This is a genomic window from Dehalococcoidia bacterium, assembly GCA_041653995.1.
Lineage (GTDB): Bacteria > Chloroflexota > Dehalococcoidia > GIF9 > UBA5629 > CAIMUM01.
On sequence record JBAZEK010000003.1, the window covers coordinates 309078 to 335866 of the forward strand.

Sequence of the window (26789 nt, forward strand, 5' to 3'; positions counted from 1 at the left end):
GCTTTAAAGCTGCCCCTTCTCCGTTATAATATACCGCGGTTACTTATTTTTTCCCTTTCCGTTGCTGTTGCCTTTACCATTGCCGTTGCCGCTATTATCAGCGCCGGTGGTGGCGCCGTTATCGCTCCCCATGTGGGAATTGGGATTAAACGGTTTCTGCAGGCCGGGGGCATGGTCGATGCCTTTGCCGGGCACTCCACGGTTTCTGAGTATGCCTGCTTTAGTAAGGATGTCCTCAATCCAGGTAGCCAGCGAGACTGAGACGTCTGCGCTTTTTGCCGTCACCGCTGTCCCTGTAGCAGAAGTTGCGGTGGCAGTCGCGTTGCTGGTCAGCGGTCCGGGCTGGTCGGAAGACAGGACGGTGTAAATTTTGGTGGCCGTCAGTGAAGAACCGGAAGCCAGAGTGGTGGCACTGAGCGTAACATCTCCCAACCTGGAGTCGGTCAGGACAAGGCCGTTCAGGGCTGCCTCCCCGTTGTTGGTGATGGTGTAGGTGTAGTTGATATCGTCTCCAACGGAAGCTGAGGATACGCCGGCGGACATGCTGACCTGAATAGAGGATGTCTGGTTCAGAGTCACGGAAGACCCTGCGGTTGCACTGAGGGTTGCATTGTCCACAGATACACCTGTGACCGTGGCGGTGTTGGAGATCGGGCCGGGGAAGTCTCCCGACACTACTGTGTAGGTTACGCTGGCGCTGATGTTGTCCCCGGTAGCGATGCTTGTCGCCGGCAGACTGATGGTACCGAATTTATCATCAGTGAGTACCAGCGAGTCGACGGTGGTGTTGCATGTGCTGGTGATCACGTAGTTATACGAGATATTTTCGCCCAGGGATGCCGTGGTCACGGAAGGAGCCACCGTCAGGGTAAGGCCGTCCGATGAGTCTGCATTGGCTGTCAGCGGCGAAATTAACACAGCCAGGCAGAGGAATAACGCAGCCAGCAGGCTGCCCGGAGATTTATGTTTGATCAAAGTGTTCCTCCTATTCCCTTTATTTGGTCAATGACGTGAATAATAGGAGAAACGATAAAGTCTAAGAAAGGTTTATTCGTTTAAGAACCGGCTGCGGGCTCATAATTTCGCGGTTTTTAAATTGAAAAACCGTGTTGCGCTGCCGCTCAGCAGATCGTCGATCTCCTTCTCCGAGAACGAGAGCCCGTAGGGTGCGGCGTTTACAGCGGCGTCTTTGATCAATTGAGCAAAATCCTTATCCGGGACGATCTGGCTGTACATCGGCCCGTCGGTGGCCCACATCACCCTTTGCGAGGGTATCCTGTCGAGGACGATGCGCAGTATGCTGTAGAACCTCTGCGGGTGTTTGGTCTCGCCCTGCCATCCCGAGATGTCCATGAATACATTGGTATTGACCTCCGCCACGCCCACGGCCTCCGGCCACAGCCTGAATCCCATATGCGCCATGCAGAAATCGACCTGAGGGAAATCCGCCGCGATCTCATCGATCAAGGTGGGCGAGCAGAACTTGCTCTTGAGAGGTGAGGCGATGGCGCCGGTATGTATGACGACGGGAACCTTCAGCTCGGCCGCCTTCTCGTACAGCGGGTAGCAGATCCTGTCATTGGGATAGAAGCCGGAGCCGGGGTGCAGTTTGAGGGCGATTGCCCCGTATTTCCCGACACCCTTCTCCAGCAGCGCGGCGGCGTCCTTGCGGCGGGGATCGGCGCTGACCGAGCAGTAAATACGGCCCTTATAGCGCTGAGCGATCTTCCACATGATCTCGTTCTGGACCTTGTAGGATACGTCCGGCTCGGAGCAGCGGTCGGCCAGGCCGAAGTCGATGGGATGTATGATGCAGACGCCGATGCCATCCCGGTCCATAGCGGCGATGCGCTTGCCACCCTCGCTATCCCAGAAAGTGGTGAAGATGCTGTTGCGGATGGTGTCCTTATCGATGCCGGAGATCTCGGCGCCGATTTTAGCCACGCCCTGCAGGAATTCCTCGGGCCGCCAGCCTTCTTCGAGTATATGGACATGGGAGTCGATAATCATGATACGTCTCCTTGTATATTTTACTCCGCCGGGCGGACCTGCGCCTCGATTGTCTCAACCTTTTTGGCCGCCATGACGTAGAAGAACGAGGTGGAGAAAAACACGGCGGCGGCGATCAGGCTAAAGACGGGCAGGAAGGCCAGGGCAATGCCCAGGTTGAACCTGTCGGAGATGAAGCCCACCACAATGGGGGCCAGCGAGCTGCCCAGCAGGTTCTGGATGACAACATTAAGGCTGAAATAGGTGGCGCGCAGCCCGGGGTGGGAGACGTCCTGGATGATGGCCATGGCGCCCGAAACGAAGGCCACGGCTGTGACTCCCGCGACGATCAGGGTAATATATTGCGCCGTACCCTGCAGGACGGTGAAGGCGATGAACAGGATGGCGGCCGTTAGAATTGAGGTCAGCGCGATGAAGTAGGGGCGTCCCTTCTGCGTCCTCTTCATCCAGAGGTCGGCCAGGAAGCCGCCCAGCGGGGCGCCGATGATGGCCGTAAGCATGACCATGCCGCCCATCAGTCCGGCCTGTCCGGCAGGTATGTTGTAAGTGCGCTGGAAATACGAGGGCAGCCAGGTGCTGAGGGCGGTGGTGACGAATACGCTGCAGGCGAAGCCGAAGTAGATCAGCAGCAGCGTTTTATTGCCCAGTATATCTTTGAGCACCTGTTTGGCACCGACCTTTTGCCCCGCAGTATTTCCCATGGTGCCGTCCAGGGAAACGGTCTTATAGTCCTTGACCCAGAAGAACAGGATGGCGATGAGAAGCCCGGGTATGGCGACGATACCGAAGGCGTGGCGCCAGCCCCAGAGCTCGGCGATCAGTCCTCCCAGCGCGGTGCCGATGGCGATGCCCAGCGGTATGGCGGCGTTCCAGATGCCCAGCGCCAGCGCCCTTCTGGCCTTGGGAAAGGTGGTGGAGATGAGAGTGGCGCCGCCCGGGGCGTAGCCGGCTTCGCCGATGCCGATGGCGGTGCGGGCGGCGAAAAGCTGCGTGAAGTTCCTGGTGAAGGCGCAGGAAATAGAGGCGATACTCCAGAAGATGGCCATGATGGCAATGCTGTTTTTCCTGCTCCAGCGGTCGATCAGGATGGAGATGGGGAAGGTGAAGATGATGATGGACCAGTAGACGGCGGAGACCAGCATGCCGCACTGCATATCGGTAAGCCCCCAGTCGCTTTTGAGGAAGGGGAAGATGGAGACCACGACCTGCCGGTCGATGTAGTCGAACATGTATAGGAGGAACAGCAGTATATAAGCATAGTAAGCGCGCCCCCTGGAGATAATGGGCTTTTTCTCAGGTGATCCCTTTATCATGTTGCCTCCACATTCTTGTTTTCAGCATGTATGGCGGCGGTATCCGGCACAGTATCCGCAGGGCAAAAGTCTAACCAAGCCGGCGGATCATGTCAAAAGTTAACAGTCATCCACTTTTCGACTATGAACAACATGCATGATGGGTAAATCCGTGCGTCGCATAATACGATCATCGCGATCTCACCGCGGCCCATAATAGAATACCGGCGGGAGAAAAGATAAAGTTTAAGCAAGGTTTATTCGTGTGAGAACCGGCCTATCAGAATTTAGTATAAATTACCTCTGAAAAACGCTTTAAATCGAAACAGATTAGTTTTACCTGTTGACATTCCTTGTTGAATCATCTATTGTGAAATTAATAAACTCAAGGAGGTTTATTCAATGATAGGTTATTGCATGAAGTGTCGTAAGAAGAGGGAGATGAGTAACACCAAGGCTGTCAAAATGAAGAATGGCAAACCAGCGACCAAAGGTGTTTGTTCTAAATGCGGGACAAAAATGTACCGCATCGGCAAAAGCTAAAATCTAATAAGCGTCCTGAATAAGACCCTGGATAACCAAATAATCATTGGCTAGCCTGTGTGATAGCTGTTGCCAAAAATCCGCTACCATCGAATTACGGTGAGCATGGGTTAGCCTGTGATTATTCGTGAACCATTCCCTCGGCTGCTTCCTCGCTGCTGAGGGCTATATGAGCTTCGATATTCCTCTCATCCACTGTCCCGGACAGCAATTCCTTGTATAATTCGTGATGACTGATCAGGCTCCGGGCATCGTTCTCTGTTCTGCACTGCACCGACCGGGAGATATATCACGTGGCACATAAGGATTCACCTCCGAATTCCGGGCGATCCTTGAAAAAGAAAGGAACAGTAACGCCTGCGCTGAAATTTGCATGGCGGTATTATCTGCTTGGCTGTGGATTGGTGGCGTTGGCCACCCTTCTGGGTCATTTTACCAGCTGGCTGCTGGCTCCCACCAATATACTGATGATCTACCTGTTGTGCGTCACGGTCTCAGCCATATTCGGCGGTCTGGGCCCTTCCATCCTGGTATCCATTCTGAGCGTTCTGACCTTTGATTTCTTCTTTGTCCCGCCCTATCTCACTTTAGATGTCGAGCACATACAGTATATATTCACACTTATCGTGTTCCTGCTGGTCGGTATCGCGCTCAGCTATTTTACTTCAATGTTGCGCCGTCAAACCGAAACGTCCAAACGGCGCGAGCAGGAGATGGCCGCACTGTATGCCCTGGGACAGGATCTGGCCGTCGCCAGCGACCTGCAATCGTACACAAGTTCCATCATCAAGCGAATTAAAGGGACAATCGGGCAGGACGTGGTAATTTTCCTGCCTGACGCCCGGGATGAAGCGGTCTTACAAGCGTATACCGAAGGCCCGGAGATCAACATCGATGCAAATATCTTTAACACGGCTGCGAGATCTTTCCAACGCAAGGAAATAACGGAATGCAGCTGTGATGCAATAAAGGACTTAAAAGCATTATGCCTGCCTCTTGTTACAACCAGAAGGGCTGTGGGTGTGATAGTCTTGATAAAGTCCGGAGATGCGGTTGACTATTCCGTTGAGCAGGAGCGGCTGCTGTCGGCCTATTCCGATCTTGCCGCCGTGGCAATCGAAAGCATCCAGCTGGCCGACGAATTACACAATGCCGAGATATTGAAGGCTACCGAGAAGCTCCAGACGGCCCTTTTAAATGCGATCTCTCATGACCTGCGCACGCCGCTTGTCTCGATTATCGGTGTATTAAGCAGCCTGCAGGAAGAAGCGATGGACCTGGACGATTCCGATAAGAGAAGCTTGATACAGGTCGCGCGCGAAGAAGCGGACCGCCTGAATCATCTGATAACCAATCTGCTTGACGAGTCCAGACTCGAATCAGGGGCACTGAAGTTGTCCCTGCAACCGGCTGAAGTAAACGACCTGGTTGGCGCAGCGCTGGAACAGCTCGGAAGCCGTGTCAACAATCGCATTGTACATATGGACGTACCGGCGGATCTGCCCTTTATTCAGGTGGATTTCGGACTTTTTGTCCAGGCCCTGGTTAATATAGTGGACAATGCACTGAAATACTCACCGCCCGACTCCCTGATTGAGATTAAAGCCCGATACGTTCATCAGGAAGTGCAGATCGAAATAGTCGACCGGGGTACAGGTATCCCCGAACAGGACCTGCCCCATATTTTCGATAAATTCTATCGCATCAAACGCCCGGATAACGTATCGGGTACCGGGTTGGGGTTATCCATTACCAAAGGGCTGATCGAAGCTCATGGCGGTCGTATTGAAGCAAATAGCCAGGCTGGCCGCGGCACTGTCGTTAGTATTATACTTCCTGTTAGTGCCGGTTCGATGGCTTCAGAAAGATTCAATGAGTAACGTAAAGGTACTGGTAGTCGATGATGAGGATTCCATCAGGCGTTTTTTACGTGTTGCGCTCACATCTCAATCATATACTTTGTTTGAATCAACATCCGGCCGGGAAGCCCTTTCACTTGTCGCGGAACACAAGCCTGACCTGATAATACTTGACCTGGGATTGCCTGATATTGAAGGCGTGGAAGTCACCCGACTGCTCCGTGAATGGACAAAGACTCCAATCATCATACTGTCGGTCCGGGGTTCTGAAAGCGACAAGATCGCGGCGCTCGATGCCGGAGCCGACGACTACCTGACCAAGCCTTTCAGTGCAGGAGAATTACTGGCGCGTATCCGTGCCGCCCTGCGTCGTGCCGCTCAAACGCCCGGTGAGCCGGTTTTCACTATCGGTAGTTTGAAAGTAGATCTTGCACGCAGACTGGTAACCGTAGAAGATAACGAGGTACAGTTAACGCCTAACGAGTATGAATTGTTGAGGCTGTTCGTGATTAACGCAGGAAAGGTGTTGACCCATCGCCACCTGCTGCGCGAAGTATGGGGCGCGGAATACGGGGACGAGTTTCACATGCTGCATGTAAATATCAGTAACCTGCGCCGTAAAATCGAACGCGACTCAAGCCGGCCGCAGTTCATCATAACCGAGCCTGGAGTCGGGTATCGTCTCAGGATAAGCTGAGGCTGATACGAGACTGAAGTTCAGGAAGTGGAGTGACCAGCGCCGCTATCATCCTGCAGGTGTGTGACCGGCAGATGTTTTACACGCCTGTATACCAGGTATATGGCTACGCCGACTACCATCCATATAACACCGGCCCATCGGCCGTAAGGTTGGGTGATCAGCATAACCACCCAGATAACGAAAGTCATGAGAAAACCGAGTATGGCAGTTACCGGCAGTTCACGTCCTTTGATTTTAAAATTAGGCCGTAATTTAAAAGGACGGGGAAGGTCCGGATTTTTCACCCGCAGCCCTATAATTGAGATATGAGCCAGAGCAAAGCAGAGCAGGGATCCAAAGACATACAATGCTCCAAGATCGGAAAAAAAGCTCTCAGAAAAAAAGCCGGGTAGAAGCAGGGCGATAGAAATGAGGCAGAACAGAATAATTGCCACATAGGGCGTCCTGAAACGATGATGGATTCTTTTTAAGATCGATGGCAGCTGGTAATGTGAAGACAAATTGAAGGTTAGCCGGGAAATGCCCAGCAATCCGGCATTTGTCGCAGTCAGTAAGATACTGGCGGCAAGTAGAGCAACCAGGATTGGTAAAAAGCTGCGCAGCCCTTCGAGTATCCAAATGATAATAATCACGGGTTCCTTCGCAGATGCAATCGCCGTCGCGATTTTCTCCGGCGATATGGCCAGGGATATATTATGTGCAATTCCGGCTATGGGATCCCTGGCCCAGCCGTTTTCCGGATCGCCCAGTTCCTGGGGTGTCATTGCTGAAAGGGCAACAATGGATATGCCTGCGAACAGAACAAGGACGGAAACTATCATCAGGATATAGGCCCGGGGTATTCTTTTTGCCGGCTGGCGCGTCTCTTCACCCAGTTGTGAAACAGTTTCAACCCCTGTGAAGCAGAGAGCTGCAACAGCCACACCGAATATCAAATTATTTACCGATGGCCAGTTCCCCTCACCAAACATATGCTGCAGCAGAATGCCGGGATTAGGCGCCAGTATCAGTACAGCGCCAATAGCCACTATGGTAATTTGAGTCAGGATGTCAAGACTGATAAACAGGATGTTTATCCTCGATGACTCTCTTACGCCTAATACGTTCATTATCATCAGGAAAAAAATGATCCCCATGGAAAAAGCCGTACCGTATAGAGGTTGCTTTAATATGGGCCAGAAGTAAGCAAGATATGCAGGGATGGTGTAAGCGGAAATTGCCATGGTCACAATGTAACTCAGCATCAAAGCCCACCCCGCAATAAAACCGATCAGGTCGTTATAACTATGCCGGGCAAAACTGGCTGAACCGCCCGCCTCGGGTATCATAGCGCCGCCCTCTGCATAAGTTAGAGCATTGAAAACATAGATTAATCCGGCTATTCCCAGTACTATCGGAGTAGCGCCTAAGGCCACAATGGCAACAAGACCCAGGCCATAGTAAATGGAGGAACCAACATCTCCGTAGCCGGCGCTGAACAGCCCGGTAACTCCCAGCACACGTCTCAGATGAAACTGCTTATACCTGAGCGGGTGGGCAAACCTATCTCCGGGTTTCAGCTGCCAGCCATTTTCCACATTTTGCTCATAATTAGAGGCAGCCGGTTCTATTTTGGAAGCTTTCACTTAATCAAATGCTCTTTGAAGATGGCCGGTTCACCAGGCTTCAGATGGACTCATCCTCTAAAGAACATTATGATTCAGCCCGGGTCAAAAAGGTGTCAAGAAACCAGTTAAAATAATCAAGAAAGTGTCAAGGTTTGGCGTCCCTTTTGGGTCACACCGCCCGGCCGATGGCCGCTCCATCCCTGATGGCGAACATGATATTGCCCGGGAACCTGGCATCGCCCAGCAGCCAGGCTTTTTTCGGCACTGCGGCGCTGATCTCCCGGTAAAGCCGGTTATCTGAATTGTATCCGACAGCCAGGACGACGGAATCAGCCGGTATGATCTCCTTTTTATCACCGCTAACGACATCGACGCCGTTTTTCGCGATGGCGGCGACCTGTGTCCCGAGCATCACCCTGATGTTCTTGTAGGCCAGCATATCCTCGAGCATCTTTTTATTGGCTATGAAGAGGGCCTCCTTGCCGAGCGTCATCAGGCCGGGCAGCGCTTCGATAAGGGTGACCTCTTTGCCTTTGTCCTCCAGCCACAGGGCCACTTCGCAGCCGACCTGTCCGCCGCCGATCACCGTCACGCGCTTACCCGCTTCCTTTTTACCCAGCAGGAGGTCGGTGGCGCTGCACACGTGCGGCAGGTCAACGCCGGGGATGGGCGGGACCTTGGAGGTTGCGCCGGTAGCCACGACGATCTCATCCGCATCCAGTTTCGCGATCCGGTCCAGCGTCATTTCGCTTCCGAGCTTAAGCTTAACGCCGGCGTCCTTGAGCTCTTTTTCGTACCACTTCAGCAGCCGTTTATCGGCATCCTTGGATTGCGGGACGGACCCCGCCACAACGACACCGCCCAGGCTGCTGTTCTTATCATAGATGGTAACGTTATGCCCGCGCAGCGCAGCGATGCGGGCGGCCTCCATGCCTGCCACTCCTGCGCCGATTACGGCTATTTTCTTGGGGATCGCGACCTTCTGCAGCCCCGCGTACTTCTCGTTGAAGAGATCGGGATTGACCGCGCATGTCATGGGCAGACCCGCGAAGTCATGGCCTATGCAGCCGTTGTTGCAGCTGATGCAGGGGCGAATGGCTTCATCCTTCCCCATCCTGGCCTTGCCGGCCCAGTGAGCATCGGCCAGCAGCGCCCGGCCCAGCGCGACGGCATCGACCATTCCATTTTTGATGGCGTCGTTGGCCATTTGAGGCCTGGTTATCTTGCCCGGGCAGATGACGGGGATCTTGAGCTGCGCCTTCACCTTTGCCACGTCTTCCAGCCACAGTCCGTCCTTCTGATACATGGGCGAATAAAGCCAGTAGATTGAGTCGTAGCTGCCGCAGGCCATCAGCAGGGCGTCGAACCCCGCCTTCTCCAGCTCCTTGGCAATAGCGATGCTGTCTTCTATATCGCGGCCGAATTCCTGGAATTTCTCACCCGGGACCGCGCTCTGCTGTATGCCTTTCATATAATGTTTGGCAGCCAGCCGGGCGGTGACGGGGAAATCAGCCCCGCACACAGCCTTGACGCCCTTCACGATATCGGTAAATAGCTTGGCTCTCCCCTCTACCGAGCCTCCGTATTCGTCGGTGCGTCGGTTGAAAGCGGCAGTTCCGAACTGGTCGCCCAGGTAGCCGCCGTAGATTCCCACGAAATCCACGCCGTCGCAGCCGGTCATCATACAGTTGAGAGCAGCCGTGACGGCGCTCTGGACCAAGCGTTCTATCTCTTCTTTGGTCAGCGCCCGGCAGGTAGTGTTCGGATCCCACCAGTTGGGGTTTTCGGACGGGGAGATGGGCGTGCCATTTATCAAAAAGGGCGGCATGAGCCTGCCGTTGCCCACCGTCATCTGGATAAATATTTTTGTATTGTAAAGATGGACCCGGTCAACCACCTTTTTCAACTGGGACATGAAACTTTCGGGTTGATCGAAGGGCGAGACAAAGATCGCATTTGCTTTCTCTATGTTGGCATTAAGCGGGAAAGCGCCGGTATAAATCAGGCCGGTTCCCCCTTTGGCGCGCTCCTCATAGTAATTGATGACCTCATCGGTTATGTTGCCGTTGGCGTCCAGCCATCCGCCGACCATCATCGGACTCATCACAATTCTGTTGATTAATTCGACTTTGCCGATTTTAAAGGGTGTGAATAATTCGGGGTACTTCAACATTTATTTCTCCTCCTGATTACTACAACATCATCGACGGCCGCGCCGAAATAGGGGATATATTTGACCCGCAAAAGCAACCTCCGCTAATACGCGGAGGCATGGTAACACGCAATATCGATTTTGTCAATATCGCTTAAATTATTATGGATTAGTCTAACAATTGACTATTTTCAGATTCAAGGTAGCGCTCAGCGGATAATACAGGTTTTCTATTTAACCGCTTGTACCGCCGGGGATGCCCACTGCCCGTCTACCACGATTTCCTTCGGCCAGTATAGCCTTAATGCCAGCGAGAAGTTTCCAGCGGTTGGCGCCGGCAGCCAGTTGGGTGTGACCGGATCCGGCGCATCGCGCTGAATATAAATATCCAGCGAGCCGTCGGAATTAATAATCAGCGGAGGATTGCTTAACGATCCCAGGCTGTATCTGTTAATGGGATTGTCAGCAAAGGCCATTTTATCGTTATACAGAGTCAGCGACCAGAAGCCGTTTATAGGTGGTATTTGGTCCTTATCGAAATGAAGCACATATTTCTTATCGCTGGAGAATATCTGTCCGTCGCCATCCGTGAACGTCGTCTCGTAGAAAGCATCTGCATTCAGGTTGGCGCCCAGCCCCTGATAATCTACAGACGCCCTGAACATATAGTCCGTGCCGTAGTCGCCGGTGCCGTACACCATTTGCCAGTCGTTCTTCATGTCACCCAGTTTGGCCTGAGACATATCTTTAAGAGCCGCCTGATAGCCGGTCTGGATGGCCGATTTAACATCATCGTCCAGCCCTGCGTAATAAGCCTGGTAATCCGCGCCCGGCTTGATGCCTGCTGCGGCCATTCTGGTCAGGATCGGCGCGTCGGCTTCATAGGGTGGACTTTCCACCATCAGCCGGCAGACATTGTTGAAATAGGCCGAAGCATCCATAGCCAGCAGCCGGTCCAGAGGAGCCACGCTGCGATTGACACTCGGGTCAACAGGGACATCGGCCGGCGGGGTATAATCGGTGCCCCAGGCGGAAAGCGGCGTCAGCTTCAGCTGGTCCTGAATCTTATGGACGTTATCGTAGTCTGCAGAGCCGCTGCAGGCGATGCGTCCGATTATCCAGACCCATCTGCCCGGAGACTTGATCTGTGTGACGCCCTCGGGCAAGTCACCGCTCCAACCGGGACCTGTGATGGCAAAATTGCCTGCGCCGGTGCCTGTAGTGCGAGAGCCAGGCGACTCAAAAACATCCGTCCAGTAATTCATCATGGGCATCATGTAATAGCGGCCCTGCGTGTCCGGCACCGACAGTATAAAAGGCTCGACTGCGGTATCCACCCATGCTGCTGAATAGAGCGTATCCGCGTTAGGCCTGACTACGGTGGTAAATGCGGCATCAGGAAATTCTTTCTTATTGCCGAATTGATTTACCGGCGCCCCGTTCTCCATGGGTCTGGGAACTGCCGTAAAGACCTGCCGTGTCAGATCCATTATGACCAGGGGAAATCCGTATACTGCGGCATCATAGGCCATTTGTTGTGCGTCCTGCGGGCTGACGGTCTGCTGCGCCGGCTGGGTCGATTGGCCGACCAGCTGTATTGCCGGAGGCGCCCAGGATTTATCCACTACCGGTTCCTTCGGCCAGTACAGCCGCAATGTCAATGAAAAATTGCCTTCGGCGGGCGCCGGCAGCCAGTTGGGTGTGACCGGATCCGGCGCATCGCGCTGTATATAAATATCGATCGAGCCATCGGCATTCGTTATCAGCGTCGGGTCGCTCATTGAGCCCAGGTTGTACCTATTGATCGGATTTGCCGCGAACAGTATTTTATCGTTGTACATGGAAAGCGACCAGAAGCCATTTACCGGCGGTATCACGTCCTTATCGAAATGGAGCACATATTTCTTATCGCTGGACAACCATTCCCCGTCGGCGCTTCTATATAACGATGGATAGAAGGCATCGTCATCCAGATTAGCGCCCAGTCCCTGATAATCTATAACCGCCCTGAGCATGTAGTCCGTGCCGTAATCGCCGGCGCCGTACACCATACGCCACCCGTTCTTTTCATCACCCGGACCTATGGTAGGGATTTTGGCCAGGGCCGATTTGTAACCGGCCTGGATTGCCGATTTTACATCATCGTTCAGTCCTGCGTAATAGGCCTGGTAATCCGTGCCCGGCTTGATGCCTATCTTGAGCATATCGGCCAGGATCGGCGCATCGGCTTGATAAGGAGGGTTGTCCACCATCACCCGGCAGAAATAGTCGATATACGTCGGGGCGTCCATCGCCAGCAACCGGTTCAGGGGAGCAACCTTGAGGTTGACGTTGGGGTCAACCGGGACATCGGCCGGCGGCGTATAATCGGCGCCCCAGGCGGAGAGCGGCGTCAGCTTCAGCTGGTCCTGAAGCTTATTGACGTTAGCGTAGTCTGCGGCGCCGGCGCAGGCGAAGCGACCGACTATCCATGCCCATCTGGTGGGGGACTTCATCTCCGTGACGCCCTCGGGCAACTTGCCGCTCCATCCGGGGCCGGTGACGGCGTAATTGCCCGCGCCGGTACCCGTAGTACGAGAGCCCACCGAGGCAAAAACATCGGTCCAGTAATCCTGCAGGGACATCATATAGTAGCGGCCATTTGTATCCGGCACCGACAGGATAACAGGCTCTTTAGCGGTGTCGATCCAGGCCGTTGAATAAAGCGTGTCTGCATTGGGCCTGACCACGGTGGTAAAAGTCGCATCGGGAAATTCTTTCTTACTGCTGAACTGGCCTACCGGCGCGCCGTTCTCCGAGGCTTTGGGCACCGCCGTGTAGGCCTGCCGCGTCAAATCCATTATGACCAGGGGAAATCCGTATATAGTGGCATCAAAGGCTATTTGTTGTGCCTCTTGCGGGTCAATAACCTGCTGCACAGGTTTTGTCTCGGGAGTACATCCCGCAAATACGGTGCTCAACATGGCAAGTACTACGGCGAGAATCAGTAACTTATGCAGATACAATTTATTCATACAACCTTACTCCCTTACCCAACGTATTTCATATTGGATCAAATATCAGCATCACCTCGACTAAACCGAAACGCCATTAAAAGATTATATATGAATAGCTCATCAACGGAAAGGCGATAGATCTGATGAAATTCAACCCGCAACCTGTTGACCGCCGGCCAGCGATGGGAAGCCCGGTCCTTTCTGACACGCTGACGATTGTGGAATATTTCGATATTTTCTGTGACAGCTAAATGGTGCAACATAAAGGGCGGACTATCTTTGTTTGATCCCTCATATTGTAGCTCAGCCTATCACAGCCTACGGTGGGATAGATCTACAATCTGTTATAAACGATCTCTCCGTTCTTCCATACCATTTTTACGTTTTTTAACAGACCGACATCATCCAGCGGATTGCCCTCAACGAGTATAAAATCCGCCAGCTTACCTGTCTCGATAGATCCGAGTTTGCTATCAAGCCCGATAATACGTGCGCTGGTAATGGTCGCAGTTTTGAGCGCCTCGAAATTGGACATGCCTGCCGCCACCAGATGTCCCAGCTCTTTATAGGTCAGCCCGAAAAAGCCGAAATCCGTGCCGCCGATATCCGTTCCCAGTCCTATTACCGCGCCTGCTTTGTGAAGCCTGCGGACATTCTCCAGCGCCACCGGGAATTGCTTCTGGATACACTTATAATCGTAATAGTATTCCTTGCTACAATCTTCCTCGGTAACACCTTGTATGAACTTGTTTACAAGGTCGGAAGTATATTGATAGGGCTCTTTTTCCAGGTAATAATCACCTTTTTTATCCAGCATATGTCTCACATCGTCTAACTGGGAATACTCCGCCAGTGCCATGAGAGTGGGTATAATCGCAACCCCCTGTTCTACGAAGGTGGAGATGTCCTTATCCGAAAGTTCATCCAGAGCGACATGCTCAAGTGTGTCAACCTTAAACTGAAGCGCTTTGCGAAACCCGGTAGCCGATGTGTGATGCATAGCTATTTTTTTTCCTGCTTTGCGGGATTCACCTACAAGCGCCTGATAACATTCATCTGAGAAATATGGGATCTTGTCCCAGCCCATCATGAGGGATTTATCACCGTGAGTCGTTTTGATCCACTCGGCGCCCTGCTTCACCATCAGTTGTACACATCTTCGTACATCTTCCGGCGTTACCGGTCTTTCAGCGAACTGTCCTCCCAGTATGGCCCGTTTAATACCCTTGAAGTATGGCGCAACCTCCGGCACTCCACCGGGACAGACTATAATCGACCCGGCGTAGATAATACGAGGGCCGATTGTTTTTCCCGCATTGATATTTTTCTGATAGCTGCGAACGCTATTCGGAATGGCAGCCAGATCACGAACTGTTGTTACGCCACCTTCCACACAGTTTCTCAGGTTTTTCTGCACCTGCCTTAAAATCGTAGGAAGAATCGATAGCTTGATATCTTTCATAAACGGTATGGTTACATGAGAGTGGAGATCAAAAATACCCGGCAGGAGATAATAACCCTGCATGTCGATAAAATCTCTTCTTGAAGGATCATGCGGCAGACCATCGCCACGGATTTCGGCTATTTTGTTGCCATCCACAATTACGGCCTTCCCGGTCTGGACTCTCTCAGATACCATATCGATTAGCTTCATGTTATGCAGTATCGGCATAGAACTCTCCTTTGCGTCTTATGGATTGGGTACTTCGACCCCGGAGACAATATAGCCACATCATTGAATGGTTTCAGTAAAGCCAATCACGCGACAATGTGACACGTATCACAGAGGAAGGAATATTACGAGTGATAGAAAGAGGGATAATCGGCTACCGGCGCACAGACTTGTCTATTATGTGCTTGTGTTGTGCCAGTGAATGCAGGCCCTGGAGATCGTCGATTATTACGTAACCCCTGCTGGATCTTAAAGTTTTATCCAATTCCAGTTGATGAATCACCCGGGAGACGGTTTCACGTGTCACACCTATTGAATCTGCAACTTCCTGATGTGTGGCCTTTGCCATTGGTATCTGATTATCTGTACTGCGAGCGGCAAGCTCCAGCAGATGCCTGGCTATCCGCTCACTGGCGCTGCCGTAAATATTTCCTGTCAGTTCATCTACTACACGGTTGAACTCCCTGCATACATATTCCACAGTTATCCAGCAAACAGATACCTCCGTTTTAAGCAGTGTCTTAAATGTGGCCGGGTTAAACAATAATAAGGAGCTTTCCACCATGGCATGACCGTTCACCTGTAAAGGCCCCAGTATGGTAAGTGGAATACCGAGCACGTCTCCGGCACGATGATAGCCGAACGTAACGTTCCTTCCATCCGGAAAAACCCTGTATTCACGAATAAGTCCCCCGACAACCAGCCCCATCCTGGATGGATCATATTCGCGATACAGGATACTGCCCGAAGGAACATTGATCAGCAAGGCGTCGCTGAGCATTTTATCGATCGCTGAAGGAGGGAAGGAAGCGATAATGCTCAAATTAAGTGCGTCCTGCACATTTTGACCAAATGCCTTACTCGAATTCGCCGTCACAGCTCGCATCCTCTTCTCGGAAGTATAAAAGGCGTCGACAGTCGATGTCTAATGTTAATCGTCAGCGGGAGGATTGTAAAGGAAATAGATTTGGACTTAGATTATGTGCTGGAACGCTTCAATGCGCGTTTTAATGGGCGCCAGCGCCTTCTTCCGTGCGATTGCGACGCGTGGTGGGTGACAGTTTCGCTTATATCATTTACAAATATCCATTTGCCCTGTAGTCAACACAGCAGTTTCCCTTGTAAGACTTTATTATGCCTGCTTATTACCGATATACTTGCCGTCTTTTTTGAGTTTGGCAATCTCCTCTTTTTCCAGTTCGTTGAAGGCGATCTTCCCGACCCGTGTCAGAGGGAGACTATTTCTGAACTCTATTTCCCGCGGACAGGACCACTTGATCAGACGATCACGGCAAAAATTAATCAGAGCATCGGCCTTTTCCGGACCGGCGGTTTTGGGATCTTTAAGCACGACAAAGGCTTTAACCCGCTCGACCTGCCTCTCATCCGGGACGCCGATAACGCAAGCCGCGGCGACATCCGGATGCTGGTAAAGGATGTCTTCCACCTGAGCCGGGTACACATTCATGCCGGAGGACTTAATCATACGCTTGAGCCGCAGCCTGAAGTAAAAATAGCCGTCCTTATCCATGCTGAAGATATCCCCCGTATGGAGCCAGATTCGCCCGTCAGCGTGCTTTTTGAGCACCTCGGCCGTCTCCCCGGGATTTTCAAGATACCCCTGCATGACAGCGGGACCGCTGACGCACAGCTCGCCTTCCTCGCCGGGAGCCGCCTCTTCCATTGTCCCAATACGCACGACCTTCGCCAGCATGTCCGGCAGAGGCACGCCCACACTTCCTTCACGATAGGCATGGATCGGTGTGACCATAATACCCGTCACCGCCTCCGTTAATCCGTAGCCTTCGATCAAAGTGACATTGCCCCCCTGTTTTCTGACCACATCCTCAAAACGTTCTTTGACAGCCCTGGGCAGGGTATCGGCGCCGCAGGTGGTCGTTTTGAGGCAGCTGAGGTCGGCACCCTGAAAAACGGGATTTGTGCTGAGGGCGTCATACAGAGTCGGCACTCCGGTCAGGAAGCTGGGGCGTTTCTTTACCACCAGGTCGGCCACAATTTCCGGCGTGAACTGGGGAACAAGGATGCACTGACCTCCGCCCATAAACATGGCGTTGCAGCAGATGCCGAGGCCGAACCCATGAAAAATAGGTAGAATGGCCAGTATGACCGGCTGTTCATCGATGCCGCCCACACCTTTGCACCACCATTCATAGACCATCATCCCTTCAGTAATGAAATTGTAGTTGGAAAGCATGATTCCCTTGGGAACACCGGTGGTTCCCCCGCTGTAGAGGATGGCCGCCAGTTCGTCAGTGCCCATTTCGGCCTTTAGTGCCTCCGCATAGTTCGCCGTCATCAGACTATGCCACCAGCGCACCATCGGGTCTGGATGGCGGCCATTGGTCCCGGCTTTCTCCGTGCTAGCCATGCTATCGAAAATCCCTGTAAGGATCAGTGTTTCGAGAGGGGTTGTGTCTTTCACCTCCCGGAATTTATCGTAGAACGTATCGAGGGTCAGGGCGAACCTGCTTTTGCTGATATTCAGATAGTATGCGATCTCCGTCGCCGTGGACAGCGGGTGTATCATGCTGGAAACAGCTCCTAGTTTGTTCGCGGCGTAGAAGCAGATCAGCCCCTGGGGCGAAGTAGGCATGGAGATTGTAATACGATCACCCTTTTTCAGCCCGAGGGCGGCCAGGGCGTTACTGCATGTATCGATATCTTTAGCAAACTGTTCATAAGTGGACGTACAATCCATGAAATCAAAGGCGAGACGCTGCGGGTAGCGGGCCGCCGTCTGCATCAACGCCTCGTACATGGTAACCCGGGGATAGTCCAATGATTGCGGAACGTCTCCGTAGAATTGGAGCCAGGGCTTCTTTTCGTACATAATTATGAGCACCTCACCTGTTTTTCAGATGCAATATAATTGCAGTTGCAGCTAATCTTTTCTTGGGAACAGCCCTATGCGAATACATAGGTCGTACCCACGCTATTCAGCAGGTATTGCTCGGGCATCAGGGAGGCGAATTGTGTGGTAGCTTTAAATCCCGTGCAATGCATCGGCACCACGTAATCAACGCCGATCTCTTTCATTTGTGCAATGGTCGGCCCGATGATTGGTTCGAATATCGGGCCGCTTAAATGAAAACCACCCAGGACGGCGTGGACCTTCTCAATTCCTGAAATTTTCTGCAGATACCTGACGGTGTTTATGATTCCCGCGTGCGCACATCCGCTCAAAATCACCAACCCACGACCTTTTATATTAACCGCGATTCCCTGATCGTCATTAAAGGGATTAACAACCCATTTATCATCGATTTTCGCTTCAGCCCAGGGGAAACCTTTTTCAAAATCGGTAGTGCGCGCGATTTCTCCCGACAACAAAACAAGATCCGAAGCCACTAATGAAGGTTCTTTCCTCTTCTGAAGAACCACATTGTTTTTCTTGATTAATGCCTCTTTCAAAGACGGCAAATCGGCCAGCAAACCAAGGGGCGCTATATTGAGACGGCGTTCGAGAAATGCATCGGGATGAGCGAACACCTGCATTTCTTTTTTTGTCTGTTTTAAGAAGTCCGGCAGGCCGCCGATGTGGTCAAAGTCGCCATGGCTCAGGATGACGGACTCGACCGAGTCAAGTGCGGCGTTCAATACACCTGCGTTATGGAAAAGACAGTGCGATGAAACTCCCGCATCCATCATTACCACGTGTTCCTCTTGTCCGGCGTAAATTTTCAGAAGGCAGGACAATCCATGCTCTGCCAGAGGCACATCGGGGAATCTCATATGTGTGGGGCGTTTAACTACATCCGTGCTCAGCAATAAAAGCAGGTCTGTATAGTTGTCCACCAGCACTGTAATCTCAAGCCTGTCAACTTCTCTTAAACCGGATAGCGGCATGATACGTCCCTCCTGCGTTCCTTTACTACAATTAATCAAGACAAATTGAGCAGTTCTGTTTTTTTACACTGCCCAATCATTCGATGATATGGGCCGAGAAGCAGGTTGTCAGTAAAGCCAGTCACACGGTAATGTGACACGTATCACAGAGTAAGGGACATTATGGATGACAAAAAGGCGGAGAGTCTGAAGTTTATTTATTCGTAGACCTTTTCCTCGGCTGCTTCCTGTAGCCGGAGGGGCGTTGACAACCGGACAGTTAAGGCATAGTATGCTGTCCAATGGCAATAAGAGACGATGTTGCCTGGTGAGAAATCGATAAGGGGAATCAACGATTAAAGAATCAAACTAAAGGAGAGTCTGATGCGCTTAGGTTTTTGCACGATGGGCTACCTCGATTACACAACGCTGGAGGAGGCTGTAAGGAGAATCGGCCGGATGGGATACAAAGTGGTTGACTTCTGGGCCTACAGCCCTCATCTCGGCCCTGATCTGTATGATAAAAAGGCCCGCCAACAGGTAATGAAAGTAGTAAAAGAATCCGGCCTGGAAGCGGTGGCGCTGTCGGTCAACGGAGGCGGACTGGCGCTTCACCTTAACTTCTCTCATTCAGTGGAAGCGATCAGGAAGAAGTCCGTGGAATATTATATCGACTGCGTTGATATGGCGGCCGATATGGGGATCCCCATGGTTAATATGATATCCGGGCACATGATACATGGCACACGGCGGGAACAGGCGTGGGAATGGAATCGTGAATGCATGCGTGAAGTCGTCAAGCGCGCCGAAGAGAAACGCATCATGATGGCAATTCACACGCTCACCTGGTGTGAATCGCGTGTGGTGGTTACGCTGGATGATGCGCTTCAAATGATGAGGGAGATCAATTCGCCCAACTGCAAGGTCATGATCGATACAGCCGATCAGAATATCACCGATCCGAACCTTTCCGATGCCGTCCGCAAGGCCGGAAAGGACCTTGTCTATGTTCACTGCAACGACAACGACGGTGTCGGGCAGGGTGACGTCCATCTTCCGCCGGGGCGCGGCTCGGTTAACTGGAAGGTCTTCTTTTCCGCACTGAAAGAAATAAAGTATTCCGGTGATTTAACGATCCAGGTGCATACGGGACATCCGGTTGATATCGACGCCTGGGCAATGGAGTCAAAAGCCTATCTGGAAAATGTATTGAAGCAGATGTAATCATAAAAAGTATAGTATAAAGCCCGGGGGAAGAGGTATGGAACAAAGCAAAAAGACAAAGATAGGCCTGATCGGTGCGGGAAACATCTGTCGGGTGGGCCATGGCCCGGCCATCACGGCGGACGGGAGGGCCTATGTTGCCGCAATCAGCGATCTCGACCCGTACAACAGAGAGCTCTTCGCAAAAAAGTACAGGGTGCGCGGTGTGTATGAAGACCACCGTGCCATGCTCGAACGCGAAGACCTGGATGCCGTTGTCATATCGTCACCCCCCTGGGTTCACGCGCGTCATGTCGAAGACAGCGCAGCAAAAGGCCTGCCCATCCTGTGTGAAAAACCCATGGCGACGACCCTTGAAGACTGCCGCGCGATAATCGAAGCGGGCAAAAAACATAACGTCTATATCCTGATGGGCCACTGCAAGCGCTTCGAGCCGGGACACCAGAGAATCAGAGAATTGCTGATGGAAAATGTACTGGGAAGGATCTTCCAGGTCAGTATCTTCTGGTACTTTTTCATTCCGAATCTCAGTGAGGGCTGGCTGGGGTCTGTTGCTCAAAAACTAAAGAAACACGGATTCGATGTGGATAGACAGTTTGGTTTCTGGAGGTACAGCGACGTCAGGGCCGGGGGAGGCGATTTTTTCGATCACGCGCCGCACTACATCGACATCATCCGGTTCTATGGAATGGAGATCGAACAGGTCTCATGTGAGACCAAAAGGTGTTATCCGGATATACGCCCTTTTGAGGATATCGCTGTGGCCACTTTCAGGCTCTCTAATGGCGCGGTCTTTCTCTATGACAAGAATATCGTCCGCACGGGATGGCCTTACGGTTTTGAGCGCGGATATATCTACGGGGAGAAGGGAAGGATCGCTTTCAAAGCCGCCCATGCATACCAGAAACGTGGAATGAAAGTCGGGATATACCGTCTTCCCAATATACCCCTTAATCTTTATAATTCCGCCCTGTCGCCTTACGGCAGGAAAAATACAATGTTTTATCGGCAAATGAAATTCTTTATCGACAAAGTACGGAATGAGCATACACTGAAAAACGCTGTCGACGGCGCCTGGGGCGCCACACCGGAGGACTCATACCTCACCATGGCCTGGACCCTTGCATCATACAAGTCCGCCAGGGACGGGATAAAGATCACGCGCGATAACCTGTTCAAAGAGATAGAGACTTTCCAGACCTGCCAGCCTCATGATTGGTAGTCTCCGCTCAGATAATCGCCAGTTGAATTTTAATTGCTTCCTCAACTTTGCGCATATCTGCCGGAGAAAGACCACCCTCAAGGCGAACCAGCCGTTCCTTGCTCACGGTGGCGAGCTGATCTGCCATCGCTTTGCTTTCCCGTCCCGCGACAACGACCTTTGCTTCACTGGCATAAAGCTTATCTGTTTTACTGCTTAAAGGCACAACCTGGACACGGTTCAGGAATTTATTTGAAGAGTCATTGCTGACTATCACAGCAGGCCGTGCTTTTTTTATTTCTCCACCGATGGAAGGATCGAAGTTAATCCACCACACCTCACCCCGTTGCATTATTCATGTCCTTAATAGTGATCTCAGCCCAGTCAACAGCATCAGCCTCCCTGTTTTTATCCCGCGCCATTTTAGCATAGGATGCGTCCAGACTAGGGCGGATAACATGCGGCCTCACCAGGTCCTCAATAAATTTGCTTATTTTCCGTGGCCCTATAACTTTACGCAGCCCTTCATAAACCTCAGCATCAATCGTCAGTGTCAGTTTTTTCTGCATATCACACCCCTTTATACGTGTATTATACGTGTAGCGTTGCAATAAATCAACATTTTCGGCGCCGTTCCTCAAAACAGCGGCTGGGCAGGGCGATAGGCTGTCTTGACGACATTCAAATCCGGCATGAAATACATGAGGCCGTTAAAGAGCATCTGGATATGGACTGAAGGGGACGGTCCCCGAACTTCTGTTTAACGACAATAAGCCTGCTTATTCGTAGACCTTCTCCTCGGCCGCTTCCTCGCTGCTGAGGTGGATGTCCTCCTCGATATTCCTCTCGTCCACGGACTTTGACAGCAGTTCCTTGTAGAACTCGTGCTGAATGATCAGGTTCTGGATATCGTTGGTGCCCGTCCATATCTGCAGCAGCCTGGCCTCCCTCACGGCCCTTTCGATGGGGAAGACCCTGGTATAGCCGATGCCGCCCAGAATCTGCATGGTCTCGTTGGCCACCTCCCACTGAGTCTGGGTTGCGAACCGCTTCAGCTCCGATACCATCCGTCTGCGGTAGCCTGCCGTGCCGACCTGGTCGTCGACGGTGCGCGCTACCACGTAGGCCAGCGCATTGACCGCGTCTATCTTCGTGATGCACTCGGCAATCCTGAAGCTTACAGCCTCGAAATTACGTATGGTCTGTCCGAACGCCTTGCGCTTATTGGCGTAGCGGGCCGCGATCTCCAGCAGGGAGCGCGCGCCGTTGATATAGCCCACCATTCTCTCCGGCACCATCATGTGGTAGAAGACCTCGGAGCCCTTGTTCTCCTTTCCCAGCAGATTCTCCTCGGGGACCTTACCGTCCCTGAAAATGATCCTGGCCGTGCCGGTGCCGCGGCTGCCCATCAGTCCGTACACGTGCTTCACTTCGACACCCATATCCCTCTCAACGATAAAGACGCTCAGCGAGTTATGTCCCCCGCCGGGATTGGTTACGGCGTAGACCAGGAAAAAATCCGCGCCCTCGCCGCCTACCACAAAGCGCTTCTGTCCGTTGAGTATGTAATGCTTCCCTTCTTTGCGCGCCGTGGTGGTCGCGCCGAAGAAGTCCGACCCGCCCCTGGGCTCGGTCAGCGCCTCACCGGCCCAGATCTTGCCTGCCACCAGCGGCTTGAGGTATTTCTGTTTTTGTGCCTCTGTTCCATAGGCATTCAGCGCGTCCGAGATGAGGCCGACGATCCCGAAAACGCAGGCCAGTGGAATTCCCAGTTTGCCCACCTCGCCCAGAACGACGAAATCGTCAACGTATTTAAGCCCCCTTCCTCCGTATTGCTTCGGTGCCCGTATAGCCAGCAGGTTTCTTCTTCCTGCCTCTTCGATAAATTCCTTGGGGAATTTGATCTTCTCGTCATCCATATCGAGGATAAGCTGGCGCGGCACCCATTTAACAAAGTCCTGCACTTCTTTCAGTAGACCCTTCTGCTCCGCAGTTAAAAACACCTCAAACATGATTCCTCCTTCTCAACCTCGTGGCGACGGGACAATTATACAGCAGGGCAGTATAAAATCAACGAATAGGGGGGGGGGGGGGGGGGGAAATAGGCAATACAAAAGAATAGATAATTCAGCTAATGGTGATTATTTACATGCAAGCATACTAATGCTTTTTATATAGACACCGCTGAAGCTCCGATATTTGACACCTCCTTGAATATCCTATACGCTTTTCATCGACAAATCACCAGTCATAACAAGGAGCTACACTAATGAAAACATTTATAGTAACCGTTAGATGCACAAATCCTAAATGTCATTACGAAATTGAAGGAGTTGTCATCTCAGCACCGACAGCGTATCAAGCCAAACAATACTCCATGAAATGCCCCGCCCACGATTTTGACATGGAAGTTATTGGCGACCCCAAAGAGAAGAGAACCTAGCATCCTCGCCACTTCCGATTCATCGATCGCTCAATCGACTTTTCGTCGCATTGACACCGTATGTGATAATAGAAAGTATCCTTTAATCCGCAAATGCCCTATTTGATCTGTGGCAAAAGTATAAAATGAGTTCAGAGACAGCGTCCGTTAGTTGTCATAGACTCCACCCATTCCCTGCACGTATGGCTCCTGAGATTGCCATTAAGGCGGCCAGTTCAGTCCCGATTGGTTCTGTCGTGCTTGATACCATGTGTGGCTCTGGAACGGTCCTCAGAGAATCGGTTAAACAGGGGCACCGCGCTATTGGATTTGACGTGGACCCACTCGCTGTACTCATGTCCAAAGTAGCGACTACATCTCTAGATGTGGATTTATTAATAAAGAAGGCTGATAATATAGCTAATCATGCAATGTTGCTTAATAGTGACGATGTATATTTGCCATGGATAGACAATGACTACGAAACCCAGAAATTCATTGAGTTCTGGTTTGATCATGAGCAACGAAACACTCTTCGGGCACTTTGCTGGCTAATACTTCGTGTTCACGGTCCAATTGGTGATGCTCTCAGGTTAGCCATCAGCAAAATTATTATTACTAAAGAACCACGTGCCTCACTCGCAAGGGACACTTCTCATAGCCGACCACACCGTGTAATTTGCACCAATTCGTACGATGTTATTCAGGGATTTACTAAAGCTATAATAGATATAACTAAGAATCTCAACGAAAAGGAGTTAACCGGCACTGCGGAAATCAAAAGAGCGGATGCACGTCATCTCCCTTCCTGGCTTACTGAGAAAGTACACTTAGTGGTGACATCACCACCATACGGCAATGCCATTGATTATCTACGAGGACACAGACTAGCTCTGGTATGGCTGGGCTACACCATCCCAAAAATCAGGGCGATTAGAGACAATAATATTGGCAGACAAAGTGGCTCGCTAGATAGGAATGGGTGTTCATGTGTGTCTAAACTTATGAAACAGCTAGGTTGCGTTGAAAAATTAGAGCCGAGCACACAACGCAGACTCTCCATATTTGTAAAGGACATGTATTTGGTGTTGCACGAGATTAATCGATCATTGATGGTACGCGGCCACGCTATCCTAGTTGTGGGCAACTCTTTCATAGATGGCCAATTTCTTGATAATGCTAGAATGATTTCTGCTGCAGGCAGGGCCATTGGCTTCAAGGAAATAGCCTGCTACTCTCGTGATATACCAAATGACCACAGGTATCTTCCGCCGCCTACGATTGGAGGTAACTCAGCTCTCGACAATAGGATGAGGCAAGAGGTTGTATTAACCTTTGAAAAAAAGTGATGCCGGGATCAGACCTCAATGAATGGCATGGAACGGGAAAAGTATGCTGACCAACTTCATCAAAGACTTCTTCAGCATGATCCAGTAGCACCTGCGGACTTTGCCGAAACTTATCTGGAAGAGTTGGTCCGGAGACTTAGGGCCAGAGCTGGCTCCGTTGTTGATGAGACCCTTGTTCGTGATGCTGCTACGGATGCTCTGCTAGATTATGTCCAACACCCATCCAAGTTCAATCCGAAAAAGTCAGCCATTTTCACGTATTTGACCATGGCTTCCTATCGGGATCTCCAAAATATGCTTGTTAAGGAAAAACGAAGAGGACGCCGTGAAATACAGATACAAGATGTCGAAATATCGACAGATGATGGGAATAATATAGTGGAACTGGACAATCCCATACTGGACAATATGTCAGAGATGGAAATAAAGGACCTCCTAGGCCGCGTTGCTGAAATATTTCCTGATGCTCGGGATCGCGCTCTTCTGGATCTCATGATTGATGGTGAACGGAGAACCATTAAATACTGCAGTATATTGGGAATTCAGTCTTTATCTGCAGATAGGCAAAGAAAAATTGTGAAACAGCACAAAGATAGAATAACCAAGCGCCTACGTAGACTCGGAGACAAAATCCATGGAACATAATGAGACTTCATCTATACTGCGGCATGCAGCGAAAAAAGCCGGTCAGATGAAATTCTTTTTAGCAGAATATCTTAGTGAGTTCCGCAGATTCCGTGGATTTTCAGAGGAAGAGGTGGCACAGTTTCTTGGCTGCAACGCTATGTTCATATCCAAGCTATCTTTGTGTAGACGACCGCAACCTCAATCCCAAAAGTTTCGTTCGGATGTCGAGCTGATTGCAGTAGCCTTCAATATACAGCCAAGTCGGTTGGTTCAACTTATTAGAGAAGTGGAGGCCATGAAAGTGTTGTGTGAGCGTAAGCTTGTAACACAGGAAGTCCCGCAAGGACTTCTTGCAGTTGCAAGAGATATTACAGACGTCGAACTTGATAATGATGGCACAGTTAAGCCCGTTGAGGATGGCGAGGAAGAAAAATAAGGTGCGCCACAAGCGATACCAACTTATTTCCGATGATTTTTGGAAGGCGGCAGGTGGTCGGGGTGAGTTTCCTTGCCAAATGGAAGTGGCCGTTCTTTGGGCACTACCATTGGCCGTAATAAAACTACCGCGTCTTTGGGTTCTAGATGTGGATGCATGGCTGGCAAAAAGGAATATTGAATATCAATTCCGTATCGAAAATCGTGCTTTACATGGCAGTCTGATTGCCTATCGAGGCTATGGCTTTGTTCTCCTGAACGGAGCAGATAGTGATGCGGAGTTGCGATATTCTCTGGCCCACGAGGCGGCTCATTTCCTCTTAAACTACCTTCGTCCTCGGCGAAAGGCAGAAAGTATTCTTGGACCCACGATTTTAGAAGTATTCGATGGATTTAGGCCTCCTACTATACAGGAAAGGATACATAGCATTCTTGATGGCATTCCTATTGGTTTTCATATCCATCTAATGGAACGCAATACTAATAGCATGCTAAATTTGGAGGCTATTATGGAACTTGAAGATAATACTGACATGCTGGCAATCGAAATGATCGCTCCGGAGAACGAGGTTCGATGCCGCGTGAAAAGATATTTGAATAATGAGAGTAGCAATAAACCAGTTGATATTGCGTTACAGCTCCTTCAAGGGGAATTTGGTCTCCCTCAAGCGGTAGCTGAGATTTATGCATCCCGCCTATATCCGGCAGTTCGATCATCTTCAGTTCGAGAGTGGCTGCGGCAAAAAGAAGAATGACGTTGTCGAACTTACTGTGTCGAGTGGGAAGAATATATAGGAGGCAGCAGTAGTTTGCCATATGATAACAGGCCTTAGTGCCGAAACTGCTGGAGATAA

At 51.2% G+C, this 26789-nt stretch carries 23 protein-coding genes; 9 read left to right on the forward strand and 14 right to left on the reverse strand.

Features of this window, described 5'->3' with window-relative positions; genetic code table 11:
• Positions 1-39: 39 nt before the first annotated feature.
• From WC359_10600 to WC359_10610, 3 genes are all read right to left on the reverse strand, one after another.
• Positions 40-975, reverse strand: coding sequence for a hypothetical protein (locus tag WC359_10600; GenBank protein MFA5400881.1), 936 nt, complete (start codon positions 973-975; stop codon positions 40-42).
• Positions 976-1074: 99 nt separating this feature from the next.
• A complete protein-coding gene (locus WC359_10605) occupies positions 1075-2010 on the reverse strand; it encodes an amidohydrolase family protein (protein ID MFA5400882.1) in 936 nt (311 codons plus the stop codon).
• Positions 2011-2030: 20 nt separating this feature from the next.
• Positions 2031-3323 (reverse strand): MFS transporter, encoded by a 1293-nt coding sequence (locus tag WC359_10610; GenBank protein MFA5400883.1) that lies wholly within the window; start codon positions 3321-3323, stop codon positions 2031-2033.
• A gap of 381 nt (positions 3324-3704) precedes the next feature.
• Between WC359_10610 and WC359_10615 the strand changes: the two genes are divergently transcribed.
• Entirely contained in the window at positions 3705-3845 is a 141-nt protein-coding gene (locus WC359_10615) for a DUF5679 domain-containing protein (GenBank protein MFA5400884.1), read from the forward strand.
• A 121-nt stretch (positions 3846-3966) separates the two neighbouring features.
• On the opposite strand, the gene WC359_10620 is transcribed toward WC359_10615, so the two are convergent.
• Positions 3967-4119, reverse strand: a complete 153-nt coding sequence (locus WC359_10620; GenBank protein ID MFA5400885.1) for a hypothetical protein — start codon at positions 4117-4119, stop codon at positions 3967-3969.
• A gap of 58 nt (positions 4120-4177) precedes the next feature.
• Between WC359_10620 and WC359_10625 the strand changes: the two genes are divergently transcribed.
• Both WC359_10625 and WC359_10630 read left to right on the forward strand, forming a co-directional pair.
• The gene (locus WC359_10625; protein ID MFA5400886.1) at positions 4178-5725 is read left to right on the forward strand and encodes a DUF4118 domain-containing protein; all 1548 of its coding nucleotides are present in this window, start codon (positions 4178-4180) and stop codon (positions 5723-5725) included.
• Positions 5718-6401 (forward strand): response regulator, encoded by a 684-nt coding sequence (locus WC359_10630; protein ID MFA5400887.1) that lies wholly within the window; start codon positions 5718-5720, stop codon positions 6399-6401. Before WC359_10625 ends, WC359_10630 begins: the two co-directional genes overlap by 8 nt.
• A 20-nt stretch (positions 6402-6421) precedes the next feature.
• On the opposite strand, the gene WC359_10635 is transcribed toward WC359_10630, so the two are convergent.
• The 7 genes from WC359_10635 to WC359_10665 all read right to left on the reverse strand — a co-directional run bounded on the left by WC359_10635 (position 6422) and on the right by WC359_10665 (position 18698).
• Positions 6422-7981, reverse strand: a complete 1560-nt coding sequence (locus tag WC359_10635; GenBank protein ID MFA5400888.1) for an APC family permease — start codon at positions 7979-7981, stop codon at positions 6422-6424.
• Positions 7982-8180: 199 nt separating this feature from the next.
• Positions 8181-10184, reverse strand: a complete 2004-nt coding sequence (locus tag WC359_10640) for an FAD-dependent oxidoreductase (protein MFA5400889.1) — start codon at positions 10182-10184, stop codon at positions 8181-8183.
• Between the two features lie 209 nt (positions 10185-10393).
• Positions 10394-13177 (reverse strand): DUF1254 domain-containing protein, encoded by a 2784-nt coding sequence (locus tag WC359_10645; GenBank protein MFA5400890.1) that lies wholly within the window; start codon positions 13175-13177, stop codon positions 10394-10396.
• 316 nt (positions 13178-13493) lie between these two features.
• Entirely contained in the window at positions 13494-14831 is a 1338-nt protein-coding gene (locus tag WC359_10650; protein ID MFA5400891.1) for an amidohydrolase family protein, read from the reverse strand.
• 154 nt (positions 14832-14985) lie between these two features.
• Positions 14986-15708 carry a Crp/Fnr family transcriptional regulator gene (locus WC359_10655; GenBank protein ID MFA5400892.1) on the reverse strand — a complete coding sequence of 241 codons (723 nt, stop codon included), beginning with the start codon at positions 15706-15708 and terminating at the stop codon, positions 14986-14988.
• A 255-nt stretch (positions 15709-15963) separates the two neighbouring features.
• Entirely contained in the window at positions 15964-17682 is a 1719-nt protein-coding gene (locus tag WC359_10660) for an AMP-binding protein (GenBank protein MFA5400893.1), read from the reverse strand.
• 74 nt (positions 17683-17756) lie between these two features.
• Entirely contained in the window at positions 17757-18698 is a 942-nt protein-coding gene (locus WC359_10665; GenBank protein MFA5400894.1) for an MBL fold metallo-hydrolase, read from the reverse strand.
• 363 nt (positions 18699-19061) lie between these two features.
• Here WC359_10665 and WC359_10670 point away from each other — a divergent pair, with 363 nt between their 5' ends.
• Together WC359_10670 and WC359_10675 are read left to right on the forward strand one after the other, a co-directional pair.
• A complete protein-coding gene (locus WC359_10670) occupies positions 19062-19901 on the forward strand; it encodes a sugar phosphate isomerase/epimerase (GenBank protein MFA5400895.1) in 840 nt (279 codons plus the stop codon).
• A gap of 37 nt (positions 19902-19938) precedes the next feature.
• Complete coding sequence (locus WC359_10675) at positions 19939-21123, forward strand: Gfo/Idh/MocA family oxidoreductase (GenBank protein ID MFA5400896.1); 1185 nt, start codon at positions 19939-19941, stop codon at positions 21121-21123.
• Between the two features lie 7 nt (positions 21124-21130).
• Here WC359_10675 and WC359_10680 read toward each other — a convergent pair whose 3' ends face one another.
• The 3 genes from WC359_10680 to WC359_10690 all read right to left on the reverse strand — a co-directional run bounded on the left by WC359_10680 (position 21131) and on the right by WC359_10690 (position 23114).
• On the reverse strand, positions 21131-21454 hold the full coding sequence (locus WC359_10680; protein MFA5400897.1) for a type II toxin-antitoxin system PemK/MazF family toxin: 324 nt from the start codon (positions 21452-21454) through the stop codon (positions 21131-21133).
• The gene (locus WC359_10685; protein ID MFA5400898.1) at positions 21441-21671 is read right to left on the reverse strand and encodes an addiction module antitoxin; all 231 of its coding nucleotides are present in this window, start codon (positions 21669-21671) and stop codon (positions 21441-21443) included. Before WC359_10685 ends, WC359_10680 begins: the two co-directional genes overlap by 14 nt.
• Positions 21672-21881: 210 nt before the next feature.
• Entirely contained in the window at positions 21882-23114 is a 1233-nt protein-coding gene (locus WC359_10690; protein MFA5400899.1) for an acyl-CoA dehydrogenase family protein, read from the reverse strand.
• Positions 23115-23727: 613 nt separating this feature from the next.
• On the opposite strand from WC359_10690, the gene WC359_10695 reads away from it, so the two are divergent.
• The 4 genes from WC359_10695 to WC359_10710 are packed head-to-tail and all read left to right on the forward strand — an operon-like array spanning position 23728 to position 26690.
• Positions 23728-24873 carry a hypothetical protein gene (locus tag WC359_10695; GenBank protein MFA5400900.1) on the forward strand — a complete coding sequence of 382 codons (1146 nt, stop codon included), beginning with the start codon at positions 23728-23730 and terminating at the stop codon, positions 24871-24873.
• A gap of 18 nt (positions 24874-24891) precedes the next feature.
• A complete protein-coding gene (locus WC359_10700; protein ID MFA5400901.1) occupies positions 24892-25518 on the forward strand; it encodes a hypothetical protein in 627 nt (208 codons plus the stop codon).
• The gene (locus WC359_10705; protein ID MFA5400902.1) at positions 25508-25936 is read left to right on the forward strand and encodes a hypothetical protein; all 429 of its coding nucleotides are present in this window, start codon (positions 25508-25510) and stop codon (positions 25934-25936) included. The genes WC359_10700 and WC359_10705 overlap by 11 nt, the downstream gene beginning before the upstream one ends.
• Entirely contained in the window at positions 25917-26690 is a 774-nt protein-coding gene (locus WC359_10710) for a hypothetical protein (GenBank protein ID MFA5400903.1), read from the forward strand. Before WC359_10705 ends, WC359_10710 begins: the two co-directional genes overlap by 20 nt.
• Positions 26691-26789: the final 99 nt, after the last annotated feature.